Origin of the sequence: Lysobacter capsici, from assembly GCF_014779555.2 — a bacterium.
Lineage (GTDB): Bacteria > Pseudomonadota > Gammaproteobacteria > Xanthomonadales > Xanthomonadaceae > Lysobacter > Lysobacter capsici.
Window position 1 is genome coordinate 5,145,134 of record NZ_CP094357.1, and the last position, 15,769, is coordinate 5,160,902.

Annotated in this window: 11 protein-coding genes and 1 pseudogene; 9 read left to right on the plus strand and 3 right to left on the minus strand. The window is 68.1% G+C overall.

Annotated elements, in window-relative coordinates:
• The first annotated feature begins 35 nt into the window (after positions 1–35).
• From IEQ11_RS21230 to IEQ11_RS21265, 8 genes are all read left to right on the plus strand, one after another.
• Positions 36–614, plus strand: a complete 579-nt coding sequence (locus tag IEQ11_RS21230) for a nucleoside 2-deoxyribosyltransferase domain-containing protein (protein ID WP_191822521.1) — start codon at positions 36–38, stop codon at positions 612–614.
• 836 nt (positions 615–1,450) lie between these two features.
• On the plus strand, positions 1,451–3,565 hold the full coding sequence (locus IEQ11_RS21235; protein WP_191822522.1) for a DUF7933 domain-containing protein: 2,115 nt from the start codon (positions 1,451–1,453) through the stop codon (positions 3,563–3,565).
• A 335-nt stretch (positions 3,566–3,900) separates the two neighbouring features.
• Positions 3,901–5,955 carry a GEVED domain-containing protein gene (locus IEQ11_RS21240; RefSeq protein ID WP_191822523.1) on the plus strand — a complete coding sequence of 685 codons (2,055 nt, stop codon included), beginning with the start codon at positions 3,901–3,903 and terminating at the stop codon, positions 5,953–5,955.
• A gap of 317 nt (positions 5,956–6,272) precedes the next feature.
• A complete protein-coding gene (locus tag IEQ11_RS21245) occupies positions 6,273–7,523 on the plus strand; it encodes an efflux RND transporter periplasmic adaptor subunit (protein ID WP_191822524.1) in 1,251 nt (416 codons plus the stop codon).
• Between the two features lie 228 nt (positions 7,524–7,751).
• Positions 7,752–8,444, plus strand: a complete 693-nt coding sequence (locus tag IEQ11_RS21250) for an ABC transporter ATP-binding protein (RefSeq protein WP_036106336.1) — start codon at positions 7,752–7,754, stop codon at positions 8,442–8,444.
• Between the two features lie 16 nt (positions 8,445–8,460).
• The gene (locus IEQ11_RS21255) at positions 8,461–9,627 is read left to right on the plus strand and encodes an ABC transporter permease (protein WP_191822525.1); all 1,167 of its coding nucleotides are present in this window, start codon (positions 8,461–8,463) and stop codon (positions 9,625–9,627) included.
• A 12-nt stretch (positions 9,628–9,639) separates the two neighbouring features.
• Entirely contained in the window at positions 9,640–10,965 is a 1,326-nt protein-coding gene (locus IEQ11_RS21260; RefSeq protein ID WP_191822526.1) for an ABC transporter permease, read from the plus strand.
• A 31-nt stretch (positions 10,966–10,996) separates the two neighbouring features.
• Positions 10,997–12,112 carry a hypothetical protein gene (locus IEQ11_RS21265; RefSeq protein WP_191822527.1) on the plus strand — a complete coding sequence of 372 codons (1,116 nt, stop codon included), beginning with the start codon at positions 10,997–10,999 and terminating at the stop codon, positions 12,110–12,112.
• Positions 12,113–12,115: 3 nt separating this feature from the next.
• Here IEQ11_RS21265 and rarD read toward each other — a convergent pair whose 3' ends face one another.
• The 3 genes and pseudogenes from rarD to IEQ11_RS21280 form a co-directional block, all read right to left on the minus strand.
• Positions 12,116–13,021, minus strand: a complete 906-nt coding sequence (gene rarD, locus IEQ11_RS21270) for an EamA family transporter RarD (RefSeq protein ID WP_191822528.1) — start codon at positions 13,019–13,021, stop codon at positions 12,116–12,118.
• A gap of 104 nt (positions 13,022–13,125) precedes the next feature.
• Positions 13,126–14,016: pseudogene (gene yedA, locus IEQ11_RS21275) on the minus strand (drug/metabolite exporter YedA); the annotation flags it as partial.
• A 374-nt stretch (positions 14,017–14,390) separates the two neighbouring features.
• Positions 14,391–14,891: a GNAT family N-acetyltransferase gene (locus IEQ11_RS21280; protein WP_198338893.1), complete on the minus strand. Its 501-nt coding sequence runs from the start codon at positions 14,889–14,891 to the stop codon at positions 14,391–14,393.
• Between the two features lie 151 nt (positions 14,892–15,042).
• On the opposite strand from IEQ11_RS21280, the gene IEQ11_RS21285 reads away from it, so the two are divergent.
• Complete coding sequence (locus IEQ11_RS21285) at positions 15,043–15,546, plus strand: Lrp/AsnC family transcriptional regulator (protein WP_036106319.1); 504 nt, start codon at positions 15,043–15,045, stop codon at positions 15,544–15,546.
• Positions 15,547–15,769: the final 223 nt, after the last annotated feature.

The window sequence follows — 15,769 nt, forward strand, 5'->3', positions numbered from 1 at the left end:
ACCCCATCACTTCGCCCGCACAGGACCCCACCGACATGAAAGCGCTGCTGATGTTTTCCGCGATGGCCTTGTCCGGCGGCGCCGTGGCCGGCGACACCGCGGCGGCGAACCCGCCGCGTTCGATCACCATCCAGTCGCCGAACCCGCTGCCGGACGACGGCCGCATCAGCGTGTTCCTGGCCGGCAGCATCGACATGGGCGGCTCGGTCGACTGGCAGGCGCAGGTCGCGCGCGAGCTGGCCGACGAAGGCGTGGTCCTGCTCAACCCGCGCCGCGACGACTGGAACCCGGCCTGGAAGCCCAGCGCCGAGGAGCCCGAATTTCGCCGCCAGGTCGAATGGGAACTGGCCGCGCTGCAGCGCGCGGACGTGATCGCGATGTACTTCGCGCCCGGCTCGCAGAGCCCGGTGACCTTGCTGGAACTGGGCCTGCACGCCGGCTCGGGCAAATTGCTGCTGGCCTGCCCGGACGGGTTCTGGCGCAAGGGCAATGTCGACATTACCGCCGACCGCTACCACGTGCCGCGCTTCGACTCGCTGCCGGCCCTGGTCGCCGCGGTGCGCGAGCGGGTGGAACGGCTGCGTCGCGCGCGGGCTGGCGCTGGCCCGGGCTGAGGCGGACAACGGATCGGCGTCGCCGCGCCGTCTACCGATCCGGCGATCTCTAACTGTAGGAGCTGCGCAAGCTGCGACCACGCTGTTCCGGCTTGCGTCGCAGGCGCGATGTCGCGGTCGCAGCTTGCGCAGCTCCTACAGTCGGGGCCCGGGACTACGCCTCCGCTCGACCGCTTGAACGGCATCTTTGCACCCCGGGTTGAGCCCAGCGATTGCTCGGTATCACCGCGCCGTCTGTTGATCCGCGATCTATGACTGTAGGAGCTGCGTAAGCTGCGACCGCGCTGTTCCGGCTTGCGTCGCAGGCGCGAGGTCGCGGTCGCAGCTTACGCAGCTCCTACAGTCGGGGGCCGGAACCACACCCCCGCTCGACCGCTTGAACAGCATCTTTGCGCCCCGGGTTGAGCCCGGCGATCGCCCGGCGTCACCGCGCCGTCTGTTGATCCGGCGATCTCTGACTGTAGGAGCTGCGCAAGCTGCGACCGCGCTGTTCCGGCTTGCGTCGCAGGCGCGAGGTCGCGGTCGCAGCTTACGCAGCTCCTACAGTCGGGGTCCGGGACTACGCCTCCGCTCAACCGCTTGAACGGCATCTTTGCGCATCCAGGCACGCCATCCGTGTCCTGCGCCGTCCCCTGCCCGCGTTCAACCCGTTCGACTCGGTGATCGCCGGCTCGGGGGCTGGCGTCGGCGGTCGCCTTGCCGCAAAATGTGATTTGTGGCACATAACAAGTGCCATGCAAGTCACTAACGGCACCCGGATCGATCAGGGCCGGGGCAGCCAGGCAGCGACAGCGCGCCCAAACCTTCGTAGTAAGGCTCGTTCAACAGGGGATTTCATGAATCGCTTGATCCGTTTCGGCCGCCAGGCCGGTCTGGCGCTGTGTGCCTGCGCGCTCGTCCTGAGCGGCGGCGCGTATGCCGCCAACGCCACCAGCCAGCAGGTCGCCAACCCCACCGGCGGCGTGCTCGCCAACGGTTCCGACGGCCTGCGGGTGACTTGGGGCAGCAACAGCCAGTTCCAGGTCCGGCTCAGCAATGCCGACCAGGTCTATAACGCCAACGCCACGCCGACGGCCGGCACGCTGTACAACGGCGTGTACCTGCGCGTGGACCGCGGCACCAACCCCAGCACCCGCGTCTACACCAACGCCAACAATGCCGCCGGCAATCCGTTTACGCTCTTCAACCAGGTCTCGCAGTCGGGGCTCAGCGGCACCGGCACGGCGGCCTCGCCCTATGAAGTGACCACCGTGCTGCAGCCGTCCGTAGCGGCCGACAGCGCGATCCGGGTGACGATCGTCGATCGCTACATCACCCCGCAGGCGTGGTTCACCCGCCGCGTCTCGCTCAGCGGCATGCCCGCCACGGGCGCGACGATCAAGTTCTATCAGAACGTCGACACCTACCTGCAGGGCGGCGACAACGGCCCGGGCTTCATGCGCACCAGCCCGGGCAACACCAGCGGCCGCCCCGACCTGGTCGGCGTGATCAAGAACGACCAGTTCGAGGCGCTGTGGTGGGAGCCGTCCTCGGGCACGCCGAACTGGGACCGCTACTTCAGCGCGACCTACAGCCAGGCGCAGTCGCTGATCTGCAACGGCACCGTGACCACGACCAATCCCTGCGTCACCGCCGGCAACAGCGCCAACGCCGGCAACCTCAACAACAACATCGACACCAACAACGCCACCGACAACGGCATGGCCGCGCAGTGGAACGTGCCGGCCGGCGCGGCGACGTTCGATGTCGAATACCGCATCACCTTCGCCATCAGCTCGGTCGACCTGACCAAGTCGTTCGCGCCGACCACGATCAACACCGGCGGCGTGTCCACGCTGACCTTCAACCTGTCCAACAAGAGCGTCAACGCGACCTCCAGCATCAACTTCGTCGACACCCTGCCGGCCAACGTGGTGATCGCGCCGACCCCGAACATCCGCACCAACTGCGCGGCCGGTGGCGCGCTCGGCACGACCTTCCCGGCCGGCATGACCGTCACCGCGGTCGCCGGCAGCGGTTCGATCGCGGTCAACGGCGGCCGGGTCAACGGTGCCGGCGCGGTCGGCAGCCAGCTCGCCTGCCAGATCACGGTCAACGTCACCTCCAACACGGTCGGCGTGTACCACAACACCAACGCCAGCATCAGCGGCACCAACAACTTGGTGAATCTGGTCGCCGACGAGGTGCTGACCGTGGTCCAGCCGCAGTTGACCGCGAGCAAGACGGTCAGCGGCACGCTCGCCGCCGGCCAGACCGGCGCGGCCGCCGACGGCTACTTCGCGATCGGCCTGCAGAACACCGGCAGCGGCCCGACCACCGGCGCGATCACCCTCGTCGACACCCTGCCGGCCGGCTTCAGCCTGGTCTCGGCCTCGAGCGCGCAAGGCACGGTGGCCTGCGGCACCCTGCCGGCGACCGGCACGGTGACCTGCACCTTCACCCCGAGCGCGCCGATCGCGGCCGGCGCCAGCGCCAGCGTGCGCTTGAACGTGGCGATCGTCGCCACCGCTACCGGCACCCCGACCAACACCGTCGCGGTGGCCGGCGGCGGCGACCCCGATCCGCTGCCGACCTGCCCCGCCGCGGGCAACCCGCAGTGCGCCCAGGTCCCCGCGCCGATCGCGGTCAACATCGCGCTGAGCCTGGTCAAGGGCGAAGTCGGCAATGCCACCAGCTACACCCCGGGCGGCGCCACGACCTACACCCTGCGCGCCTGCAACCTCACCGGCCCGGCCGTGGCCAACGGCGCCACGGTCAACGACCCGCTGCCCAATGGCGTGACCCTGAGCGGCCCGTGGACCTGCGCCGGCACCGGCGGCGGCACCTGCGCGGCCAGCGGCGGCGCGGCCGGCGGCAACAGCGTGCAGCTGACCGGCGTGGTCCTGCCGGTCGGCGCCTGCATCAATGTGCAGGTGCCGGTGAATTTCAGCCCGAACCCGGGCGCCTACTGACCCGGCACCACCAGCGCCCACAACCGCTTCAGCACCCCAAACGACCCGTCCGGCGCAAGCCGGGCGGGTTTTTTGTTGTATCTGTGTGCCAATAGCCACTTATGTATGTAGACAAGAACACCCGATAAGAGTCTTTTATGCGGCTAGCTTTACGGATGGCTTTGGGGCGATAGCGCTATTCATCACTAATTTGTCCGCACATCGGCACAAATTGCGTAAGCGCCTAAAGGGCATGAATCCGTACTGGTTGTGTCTCACGTAGAGTGAAACAGCACTGCACTCACAGGGGCCCTCGCCGGACGCGAGGTCTGCACTGCATCACTCGGGGGTAGGACATGGCGATCGAAGCGCGTTTTCAACGGCCTGGGCACCGTATCGCACTGCTGGCCGCCAGCGCCGGCCTGGCCGCCGCTCTCGGGTTATGGAGTTCCGGGGCCGGCGCGGCACAGGTCCACAACGCCACCGCCAGCGGCACCATCGGCTTCAACAGCGCGTCGACCAAGCCGTATCCCTCGACGCTGACCACGACCTATACGGTTACCGGCGCGAACGTCCAGATCGTCGCCAACAACGTGCCGCTGACCACCCTGGGTGGCGCCACCTCGGCGATGTTCACTCCGAACGTGCCGACCACGACCACCGGCATCCAGATGCAGACCCTGGGCGCGGCCTGCAATTTCGCCAGCAATGCCGCGGCCACGGTCGCCTGCCCGAACATCGGCACCTTGACGATCGGCTTCAGCCGGCCGGTCACCAATCCGATCATCCACTTCGTCGGCCTGGGCAGCGTGCGCAGCATCACCGGCGACACGGTCACCATCACCGCCGCCCGCGCCACCCACGCCATCGCCAGCTCGGTGCCGGCCGGCGCGACCTTCACCCTGCTCGGCGGCGCGGTCAATCTGCAGACCCTGGGCGGCGGCAGTTCGTTCGACCTGGTCAACCCGACCTACAACGGCACCAATTGCACCACCGCCACCGCCCCGGCCACCCAGCTCGCCGGCTGCGGCAGCCTGCGCGTCAACGGCACGGTGACCTCGGTGACCCTCAACGTCGGCATGTCCGGCACCCGCAACGTCTTCAACGCCACCCTCGGCAACGCGCTCGGCGACGACGGCTACATGGTCACCACCAGCGTCGACGAAGACTTCGGCGACGCGCCGGCCAGCTACGACGCGGGCGTGGCGGCGAGCCACATCGTCGACGGCATCCGCCTGGGCGCCAGCGTCGACGTCGACAACCCCAACGTGTTCAACGACACGCCCGCGGTCACCCCGAGCCCGAACGCGGTCGCGGCCGGCGCCGACAACAACGGCGGGGCCGGCGACGGCGCCGACGAAGACGGCCTGACCACGCCACTGGCGACCCTGCACACCGGCCTGATCGGGCAGGCCTACGCGCTCACCCCGAGCCTGAGCGGCAGCACCGCCGCCGGCACCGTGTGCGGCTGGATCGACTTCAACCGCAACGGCGTGTTCGACGGCGGCGAAGGCGTATGCAACGCGGTGGCCAGCGGCGCGACCACGACCACGCTCAACTGGACCGTGCCGGTCGCGACCACCGCCGGCCGCAGCTACGTGCGCCTGCGCGCGACCCAGGGCAGCCAGCTCAGCACCGCCACCCCGACCGGCCGCCTCGACAGCGGCGAGGTCGAGGACTACATGATCGAGATCAAGCCGGTGGTGCGGGTGATCAAGCAGCTCAATCCGACCGGCGCCACCGGCCGCTTCGACCTGGGCATCGGCGGCACCGCCTTCGCCATCGCCGCCGGCCACAACGGCACCACCAACTTCCGCACCCTGTATCACAACAGCGCGTCGGGAGCGCCCGATCTCACCGTCGCCCAGAACATCGCCACCACCGCGATCACCACCACCGTGACCGAAGTGCCGACCGCCGCGACCACCGCGCTGTACGTCAGCACCTACGCCTGCGTGAACGGCGCCGGCGCCACGGTCGCGACCGGCACCGGCACCAGCGTCAACATCACCCTGCCGGTGTCGGTGATCGGCGCGGCCGCGAACGGTCAGGCGCAGGCGGTCACCTGCACCTTCACCAACCGCCTGGGCACCAGCGCGCTGTCGATCACCAAGGCCGACGTGCCGACCACCTACACGCCCGGCGGCAGCAGCACCTACACGATCCGCGCCTGCAACGCGGCCGGCGCCGACCCGGCCGCGGGCGCGACCATCACCGACACCCTGCCCCCAGGCGTGACCTTGAGCGGTCCATGGACCTGCGCCGGCACCGGCGGCGGCACCTGCTCGGCGGCGAGCGGCGGCGCGGCCGGCGGCAACGCCATCACCCTGAGCGCGACGGCGCTGCCGGCCGGCGGCTGCGTCAACATCACCGTGCCGGTGAATTTCAGCGCCAACCCCGCCGATTACTGATCCGGCGGGGTTGCTGCCGACGCGAACCTCGCCGATGGCGCATCCCGCGAAGCCCGACTGTAGGAGCTGCGCAAGCTGCGACCGCGACATCGCGCTTGCGACGGCGCTTGCGGTATCGCGGTCGCAGCTCGCGCAGCTCCTACAGTCTGGCTTCGAGCCGTCGCGGGCTCGATGCCGGCGCGCGCACGCACACCGCGAATGACACTTGTCATGCAAAACCGCCGACTCCAGGGCTGACAGAAACTGACTTTCAGCAGGTTGGCGCGCGCCCTTCGCGACGTTCACACTAGGCGTCATCTGGCGTATCGGTTGAGACCATGAGTGCATCGGCTGACCTGTTGAAGGAACTGCGCATCGACCGCAACCGCGCGCCGGAGCCTTCGGGTCGCCGTCGCCTGCTGGTGATCGGCCTGGCGCTGCTGTTCCTGGTGCCGCTGATCGTCATGGGCTGGAAGCTGTTCGGCCGCGACGCCGGCGCCAAGGTCCAGACCGCCACGGTCACCGCGATCGGCGGCGGCGCGGGCGCGTCGGTGCTCGACGCCACCGGCTATGTGGTCGCGCGGCGCATGGCCACGGTCTCGGCCAAGATCACCGGCAAGGTGCGCGAGGTGATGATCGAAGAAGGCCAGCGCGTCGAGGAAGGCCAGGTCATGGCCACGCTCGACCCGATCGATGCCAACGCCCAGCGCGAACTCACCGCCGCCCAGCTCGGCGCCGCGCAAAGCGACACCCAGCGCGTGCAGGCCCAGCTCAAGGAAGCCGAGGTCAACGCCACGCGGCTGTCGTCGCTGGTCAAACAGCAACTGGTGTCGAAGTCGCAGTACGACCAGGCCGTCGCCAGCCGCGACTCGCTGCGCGCGCAGTTGCTGACCGCGCAGCGCAACGTCAAGGTCGCGCAGGACAGCCTGCGCATCTCCGACCTGGGCGTGGACAACACCATCGTGCGCGCGCCGTTCTCCGGCGTGGTCACCGCCAAGGCCGCGCAGCCGGGCGAAATCGTCTCGCCGCTGTCGGCCGGCGGCGGCTTCACCCGCACCGGCATCGGCACCATCGTCGACATGGATTCGCTCGAGATCGAAGTCGACGTCGGCGAATCCTTCATCGGCCGCGTGCAGCCGAAGATGCCGGTCGAGGCGGTGCTCAACGCGTATCCGGACTGGAAGATCCCGGCCGAAGTGATCGCGATCATTCCCACCGCCGACCGCGGCAAGGCCACGGTCAAGGTGCGCATCGCGATCAAGACCCGCGACGCGCGCATCGTCCCGGACATGGGCGTGCGGGTCAGCTTCCTGGAAGCGGCCAAGCCCGACCAGCCCAAGCAGACCAAGCCCAGCGCGATGATTCCCGCCAACGCGCTGGCCCAGCGCGACGGCAAGGACGTGGCCTTCGTGGTCAACGACGACAAGGTCGCGCAGACCCAGGTCAGCCTGGGCCGCAAGCTCGGCGAGGATCGCGAAGTGACCGCCGGCCTGAGCGGCGGCGAGACCGTCGTGCTCGATCCGCCCGATTCGCTGAAAGACGGATCGCGCGTGCGTGTCGAAACCGGCGACGCCGATTCGTCGAAGTAAGGCAACCTCGAACCAGCGCAACCTCGGAGTACGCAAGGTCGAAGTAACGCAACCGGGCGATCACCGCGCCTGGCGCGCGCACCGCCACGATCACCACGGCCGCGACCCAAGCGGCCGTGCCGGACTTCCGAACCGGCCGCCATACGCGGCCGCTGTACCGATCCGCGACCCGCGCGCGGCGCGTGTTGGCTCCTTTCACCGCAATCCCTACGCTTGAGGACGTCGAAGATGGACACCCTGGTTTCGATCAAAAACCTCACCAAGACTTACCAGCGCGGCCCGGAAAAGGTCGAAGTGCTGCACGGCATCAACCTGGATATCGCCAAGGGCGATTTCGTCGCGCTGATGGGCCCGTCGGGTTCGGGCAAGAGCACGCTGCTCAACCTGATCGGCGGACTGGACAATCCCACCGGCGGTGAAATCACCATCGAAGGCGAGCGCATCGATCGCCTCAGCGCCGGCCAGTTGTCGCAGTGGCGCAGCCGCCATGTCGGCTTCGTATTCCAGTTCTACAACCTGATGCCGGCCCTGACCGCGCAACGCAACGTCGAACTGCCGCTGCTGCTGTCGCCGTTGAACGGCGCCCAGCGCAAGCGCAACGCCGAAATCGCCCTGACCCTGGTCGGCCTGGCCGACCGCCGCAGCCACCGCCCGAACGAACTGTCCGGCGGCCAGCAGCAGCGCGTGGCGATCGCGCGCGCGATCGTGTCCGACCCGACTCTGCTGATCTGCGACGAACCCACCGGCGATCTGGACCGGCACGCGGCCGAGGAAATCCTCAACCTGCTGCAACTGCTCAACCGCGAACACGGCAAGACCATCGTCATGGTGACCCACGACCCCAAGGCCGCCGAGTACGCCACCCACACCCTGCACCTCGACAAGGGCACCCTGGTCGAGCAGCAGTCGCACGCGGCATGAGTCGGGAGCGGCCATCATGAAATATTTCCATCTGATCTGGGCCGAGCTGATGCGGCGCAAGACGCGCACGGCGCTGACCTTGCTGTCGATCATCGCCGCGTTCCTGCTGTTCGGCCTGCTCGACGGCGTGCGCGAAAGTTTCGAACAGGCCGGCAACAGCGCCAACGGCGTCAAGCGACTGCAGACCGGTTCGCGCCTGTCGTTCATCCAGCCGTTGCCGATGTCGCTCAACGAGCGCATCGCCCAGGTGCCGGGCGTCAAGCAAGTCACTTACGCGAACTGGTTCGGCGGCGCCTATCAGGATCCGCACAACCAGATTTTCAGCTTCGGCGTGGCCGACAACTATCTGGATCTGTATCCGGAAATGGCCGTGTCCGCCGCGCACCGCAAGGCCTTCGCCGCCACCCGCACCGGCGTGCTGGTCGGCGAAGGGCTGATGAAGCGCTTCAACTGGAAGGTCGGACAGAAACTGCCGCTGCAGTCGACCATCTTCACCAGCAGCGACGGCAGCAAGAACTGGAGCTTCGACATCGTCGGCACGCTCGCGGCCACCGACAAGAAATCCGGCGGCTGGTTCGACCAGATGATCCTGCTGCACTGGAAGTACTTCGACGATTCCACGCCCTACAACCGCGGCCAGGTCGGCTGGTACGTCACCGAAGTGAAGGACGCGAGCCAGAGCGACCGCGTGGCCAAGGCCATCGACGCGATCTCGGCCAATTCCGATCACGAGACCAAGACCCAGACCGAAGCGGCGGCGACAGCGAGCTGGATGAAGCAGATGGCCGACATCGGCCTGATCGTCGGCTCGATCATGGGCGCGGTGTTCTTCACCCTGGTGCTGCTGACCGGCAACACCATGGCCCAGGCGGTGCGCGAACGCACCTCCGAACTGGCCGTGCTCAAGACCATCGGTTTCCCCGACCGCAGCGTGTTGATGCTGGTGCTGGCCGAATCGGTATTGCTGCTGTTGCTGGGCGGCGTGATCGGCGTGGCCTTGGCCGATGGACTCGGCCCGATCGTCAACGCCGGCAGCAACGGCGCGATCAACGTGCCGCGGATCGGTTGGCACAGTTGGTCGGTGGCGCTGATGCTGATGGTCGGCATCGGTCTGTTGGTCGGCCTCTTGCCGGCGATCCGCGCCATGCGCCTGAACATCGTCGATGCATTGGCCGGACGCTAACGGAGAGCGCACATGAAAAAATTCCTATCGTTCTTACGCGGCCTGCTGATCTTCGCCGCCCTGGCCGCCGGCCTGGTGGCCTGGGCGCTGGCGCCGTGGCCGGTGTTGCTCGGCCTCGCCGTCGCGTTCGCCTTGTGGATGCTGCTCACGCGCAGCGGCCAGCAGGCCGCGTCGGTGGCCGGCGTCGGCATCAGCACGTTGAGCCAGCGCGCGGGTTCCTCGTCGGTGGTGGTGATCGGCATCGCCGGCGTGGTCGCGGTGTTGGTGGCGATGCTGTCGATGGCCGAGGGCTACAGGGAAACGCTCGCGCGCACCGGCAGCGACGACACCGCGATGGTGCTGCGCGGCGCGTCCGCGGCCGAGGTGATGTCGACCCTGGACCTGGCCAGCATCAACGTCATCGAACAGGCGCCCGGCATCGCCCGCGCCGCCGACGGCCGGCCGCTGGCCTCGCCGGAAACGGTGGTCGCCGCGAACCTGCCGATCAAGGGCGGCAAGCCCGACGAAGACGGCAGCGTGCAGTTGCGCGGGGTCGGCGATCGTGCCTGGCAGGTGCGGCCGCAGATCAAGATCGTGCAGGGCCGCAAGTTCGAGACCGGCAAGCGCGAAGTGGTGGTCGGCAGCGGCGCGCAGCGTCAGTTCGCCGGCATGGAGGTCGGCAAGCAGATCCGCCTGGGCAGCGAGCAGTGGGCCGTGGTCGGCATCTTCAAAGCCGGCGACGCGACGGATTCGGAAGTGTGGGCCGACGCCGACATGGTCGCGTCCACCTACCGCCGCGGCGCCTCGCGCAACGCGGTCATCGCCAAGCTCAGCGACGCCAAGCAGTTCAAGGCGTTCAAGGCCGCGCTGGCCGGCGACCCGCGGCTGCAGGTCGACACCACCACCACCGCGGAGTATTTCGCCAAGCAATCCGAACAGATGACCAACGTGATCCGCATCATCGGCATCGTGGTCGGTTCGATCATGGCGATCGGCGCGGTGTTCGGCGCGCTCAACACCATGTTCGCCACCGTCGCCACCCGCGCGCGCGAGATCGCGACCCTGCGCGCGATCGGCTTCCGCGGTCTGCCGGTGGTGGTCGCGGTGATGCTGGAAACGATGCTGCTGGCCTTGCTCGGCGGTTTGATCGGCGGCGCGCTCGCGTGGCTGATCTTCAACGGCTACACCGCCTCGACCATCGCCGGCGGCGTGGGTCAGCTGACCTTCGACTTCCGCGTCACCGGCGAGTTGCTGTGGAGCGGCCTGAAGTGGGCCTTGGCGATCGGCTTCGTCGGCGGCCTGTTCCCGGCGCTGCGCGCGGCGACCTTGCCGGTGACTTCGGCGCTGCGGGCTTTGTGATGAGCGCCGCATCGGGCACGTCGGCGACGGCGTGCCCGATGCTTCAATTGGCCTTGCATTCGCTCTAGAGTGGGCCGCAATCAGGGGCAACGCTCGGGCATGGATGAACAACGCGACTCGCAGGCGCTTGTGGATCGGCGCAGCCTACGCATCGGGCGTGCTCGCGATGGTGGTGGCGCTCGATAACGACGCGCTAGAAAGCCACACTCCTTATCTGAAATTGGCATTGTTGTCGCTCTGCATCGGCGGCCTCGCGCTGTGCTTGCGGGCGATCCACCGCATCGATCACAGTCGCGGCGACGATCCGCGCAAGCCACTGCGCGCGGCGCTGGCGCACAAGGAATTGCGCGGCACCGCATCGTTGCCGCGCTCGCTGACCGTCGGCACGCCGCTCATGGCCTTGTTTGTCGCCACCATCGCCTACTGCGGTTGGCACGCCGCCGACTATCTGGGGGCGTTGCTCATGGCCGCCGTCGCGCTCGTCGCCGGCTGGATCTGGCTGCTGCGTCATCGCCTGCAACCGCGCGAATTGCGCATCGATGCGGCCGGCATCCACTCGCCCGACTTCGGCTTGATCGACTGGCGCGACGTCGTCGGCATCCGGCGCAATTACATCTACCAGTTCGGGCGCTACATCGAAACATTGCAGGTGTGCGTACGCGATCCGGCCCGCTACCGCGGTCGACTGCCGGTGTGGATGCAACGGGTCAGCGGTCAGAGCGCCGCCAGCACCCGACGTTACGCGCCACTGGTCATCATGTTGAACGGCTACGGCATTGCGATCGATACCGCTTACGTCACCACGCTGGCCCTGCGACGGCGCATCGCGGCCGCGTTCGTCGAGGACTGGGAGCCGGCGATGAGCGATGCGGAAATCGACGGCTACCTGGTCGCGCACACGCCGGTCGCCGCGGCACGCGCGCAGCCGGCATCCGCGGCCGCGCCGGGCGCGACCTTTCCTCAGCGGCTGCAGGCGCAACAGAACGCCGGCGCGACCTTGTCCACGTCCCAGGCCCGTCAACACATCCGCCATCGCGCGCGCAAACGGCGCTGGCATGAAGGCGCCTGGCGTCGTGGAGTCATCGCTGTGCTGGGGGTTGTGGCCTATGTGCTGGTCAAAGGCTGGCTCGAAGGCTTGTTCGACTGAAGCTCAAGCCGCTTGCGCCGCCGCCATCCGCCGCGACCGCAGCAACCCCTCGCTGGCGAACACCGCCAGGCCGATCCAGATGATCACGAACCCGATCGCGCGCTCGGCATTGAACGGCTCGCGCAAGATCAGCACGCCGATCAGGAACTGCAAGGTCGGCGCGACGTATTGCAGCAGGCCGATCGCGGTCAGCGACACTCGCCGCACCGCATAGGCGAAGCCGATCAGCGGCAACGCGGTGAGCGCGCCGGCGATCACCAGCAGCACGTCGGTGCCCCAGCCCCAGCCGCCGACGAAACCGCCCTGGCCGTGGGTCTCGCCCCACAGCATCAGCGCCAGCGCCGGCGCGAACAGATAGACGTTCTCCACGCCCAGGCCGGTCACCGCTTCGACCGCGACCAGTTTGCGCACCAGGCCGTACACCGCGAACGACACCGCCAGGCCGAGCGCGATCAGCGGCGGCCGGCCGTACTGGAAGGTCAGCCACAGCACGCCGGCGAAGGCCAGCGCGATCGCCAGCCACTGCACCGCGCGCAGGCGTTCGCCCAGGAACAGCACGCCGAGCATCACGCTGACCAGCGGCCCGATGAAATAGCCCAGGCTGGTCTCGATCACATGGCCGGCGTTGACCGCCCAGATGTACAAGCCCCAGTTGAACGCGATCAGCACGCCGCTGAGCGCGAGCATCGCCGCCTTGCGCGGTTCGCGCAGGATGTCGCGCAACCAATGCCGGCCGAACTTCCAGCACAGCCACGCGGTCACCAGCAAGGTGCTCCAGACGATTCGATGGGCGACGATCTGCAGCGACGGCACCGCGTTGAGCAGATGCCAGTACAGCGGCATCAGCCCCCACAGCACGAAGGACGCGACCGCGATCCACAGCCCGCGGCGGTCGGTCGGGGTGCTCATGCGCGTTTCTCCAGATCGGTTACTTCCGTCGACGCGGGCTCGCGCGGTTCGGCCGCGGCCACCGGGCCGATCGCCGGCGCCGCCGCTGGCACGGGCTTGCCCGCGCGCGCCTTGGCCAGGGTGATGATGCCCACGCCGACCAAGATCACCGCCATCGCGCCCAGGTCGTGCGAGGTGAAACGCTCGCCGGCGAGCAATGCGCCGAACAGCACCGCGATCGGCGGATTGACGTAGGCATAGCTGGTCGCCAACGCCGGACGCACGTGGTGCAGCAGCCAGATGTAGGCGGTGAAGCCGAAGATCGAACCGGCCACGACCAAGTACAGCAACGCCGCCGTGGCGCCGAAGGTGGGCATCGATGTAATGCGTTCGCCGGTGACCACGGCCGCGCCGAGCATCCACACGCTGCCGGTCAGCATCTGCGCGCTGGCGGCCATGAACGGCGACGGCAGGTCCTGGTCGCGGCTCCAGATCGAGCCCCAGGCCCAGGCGATCGGCGCGACGATCAGGCACACCAGGCCGAGCGTGGACGCCGACAGCTTGCCGCCGGCGTTGAGCCAGATCACCCCGAGAAAACCGATCGCCAGGCCGATCCATTCGACCTTCGACGGGTGCCGTCCGCGCAGCATCGCGAACACGCCGGCGAACAACGGCATCGAGGCGACCGCGATCGCCGCGAGTCCCGAATCGACCTGAGTCTCGGCCAGATTCACCAGACCGTTGGACAGCAGCACCATCCAGATCGACAGCACCCACAAGGTGCGCCATTGCTTGCGCGTCGGCGCCGGCACGCCGCGCCAGCGCAGCACCGCGTACATGATCACGCCGGCCAGGAACATGCGCGCCGCGCCCAGCAGGAACGGCGGATAGCTGTGCAGCGCGAAGCGGATGCCGAGGTAGGTCGACCCCCACAGCACGTACACCGAGCCCAGGGCGAGCGCGACGGCGAGCGCGCTGGGCGCGCGGGATTGAGAAGACGAGGGAGCGGCGCTCATGACGCGGGTACTCGGGGGGAGAGAACGGCGGAAGAGAAAAGGAACAGCTTGGCGCGAACGCGGGAAAAACAGCAGCGAGAAAAACTTGAGTCAGCCTTTAACGATTCGTGGGGTCGGGCGATCGCCACGCCGCCCGCGAAGTCGTTCGCCGCGATCCATGCGAGCCATTGCGAAAACAAACGCGCGACCGGTCGATGCGAATCCGCCGCTGGATGGGACGGGCCGCGGCGACACCCGGCCCGCGCCATCGCCGCTTGGTCACGACGAGTCCGGCACCCACCACCGATCAATCAATCGACGCGACACAACCCGCCCGCCTTACCCGCACCACGCCCCCACGCTCCGGCGCACGCGGCAACGCGTACGCCCCTTCATCACGGATGCGGCCCGTAACGCGACACCGAAGTGCGACGGCTGCCGACATCGCGGCGGCGCGGATCGTCGAACACGTCGATCACCACGAAACCGGCCTTGCGCATCATCCCCGCCGAGCCCTCGTTCTCCTCGTGGCGTTCGACATAGATCTCGACCAATCCCATCTGCAGCAGCCGCCCCACCGCCGCCTTGAGCAGCCGGGTGCCCAGCCCCTGACCGCGATGCTCGCGATGGACCACGACCTCGCCGACATGGCCCTGCCATTCGATCTCGCGACCGTCGGGCTGATAGCGGTGGAAAGCGTCGCTCGGCTCGAATGTGACGACAGCCACAATTTCGCCTTCGTGCAGCGCGACGATGGCCTGCGTGCGGCCGAGCCGGATCGCCGACAAGTGCGCGGCCAGCTCGACGTCGGGCAGGAAATTCCAGGGATTGGGGCCGTGTTCGCGGATCAGCGCGAGAATCTCGCCGATCTGTTCGGGCACGGCGGCTTGCGTCACGTACCGGGACATCCCGGGGGCGTCCGTATGTAAGGGGTTGGGGGAGCGAACCCACACATAAAAATTCTTCGTGCGGTGGGATCGAGAATAGCGTATCGATGTCATTCAAATTACGGTTGAATTATTGCCCGTACAGACGCAAAAATCTTGCATGAATGGTAGCCCCCTGGTTTTGGACGAGTTCGACCACAAGTTGCTCGAACTCCTGCAGCAAGATGCGTCAGTGACCCTGAGCGAACTGGGCGAGGCCGTGGGCCTGTCGCCCAGCGCGGTGCAGCGCCGCATGACCCGCTACCGCCAGGACGGCCTGATGCGGCAGGTGGCGGTGCTCGACCCCCTGGCGCTGGGCAGCACCCTGGCCGCGGTGTGGGTGACGATGGAGCGCGAGTCGGCCGAGGGCAACGCCGCCTTCCACGCCCGCGTGCGCGCCGCGCCCGAAGTCCAGCAGTGCTACACCCTGGCCGGCGAATGGGACTACCTGGTGATCCTGGCCACCACCGGCGTCGCCCATTGCCGGCAGGTGGTCGACCGCCTGTTCCTCGACGAGGGCAACGTCAAGCGCTACGACACCCACCTGGTGTTCGACGTGGTCAAGCACGGCCTGGAGCTGCCGACCCGCGATGCGCCGAGGGCAACGCGCAAGCGGCGCGGGTAAGGCATGACGGTTGCGGCCATGCGGGTTTAACGGCCGGCATCGACTCGATCGGCATCGACTCCGCCGGCCGCTGCCCGGGCGGCATGACGGACGGCGGTCGGGTGGATGCATCGCCACGGGCGCGCGAATCCTGGGCCCTCGCCGCTTTACCCCGTGCGCGGGCGGGTCCAGGATTGGCGGCGTCGCACCGCGGGCCGTAGCACGCGGGCCGCTTCGCACTCAC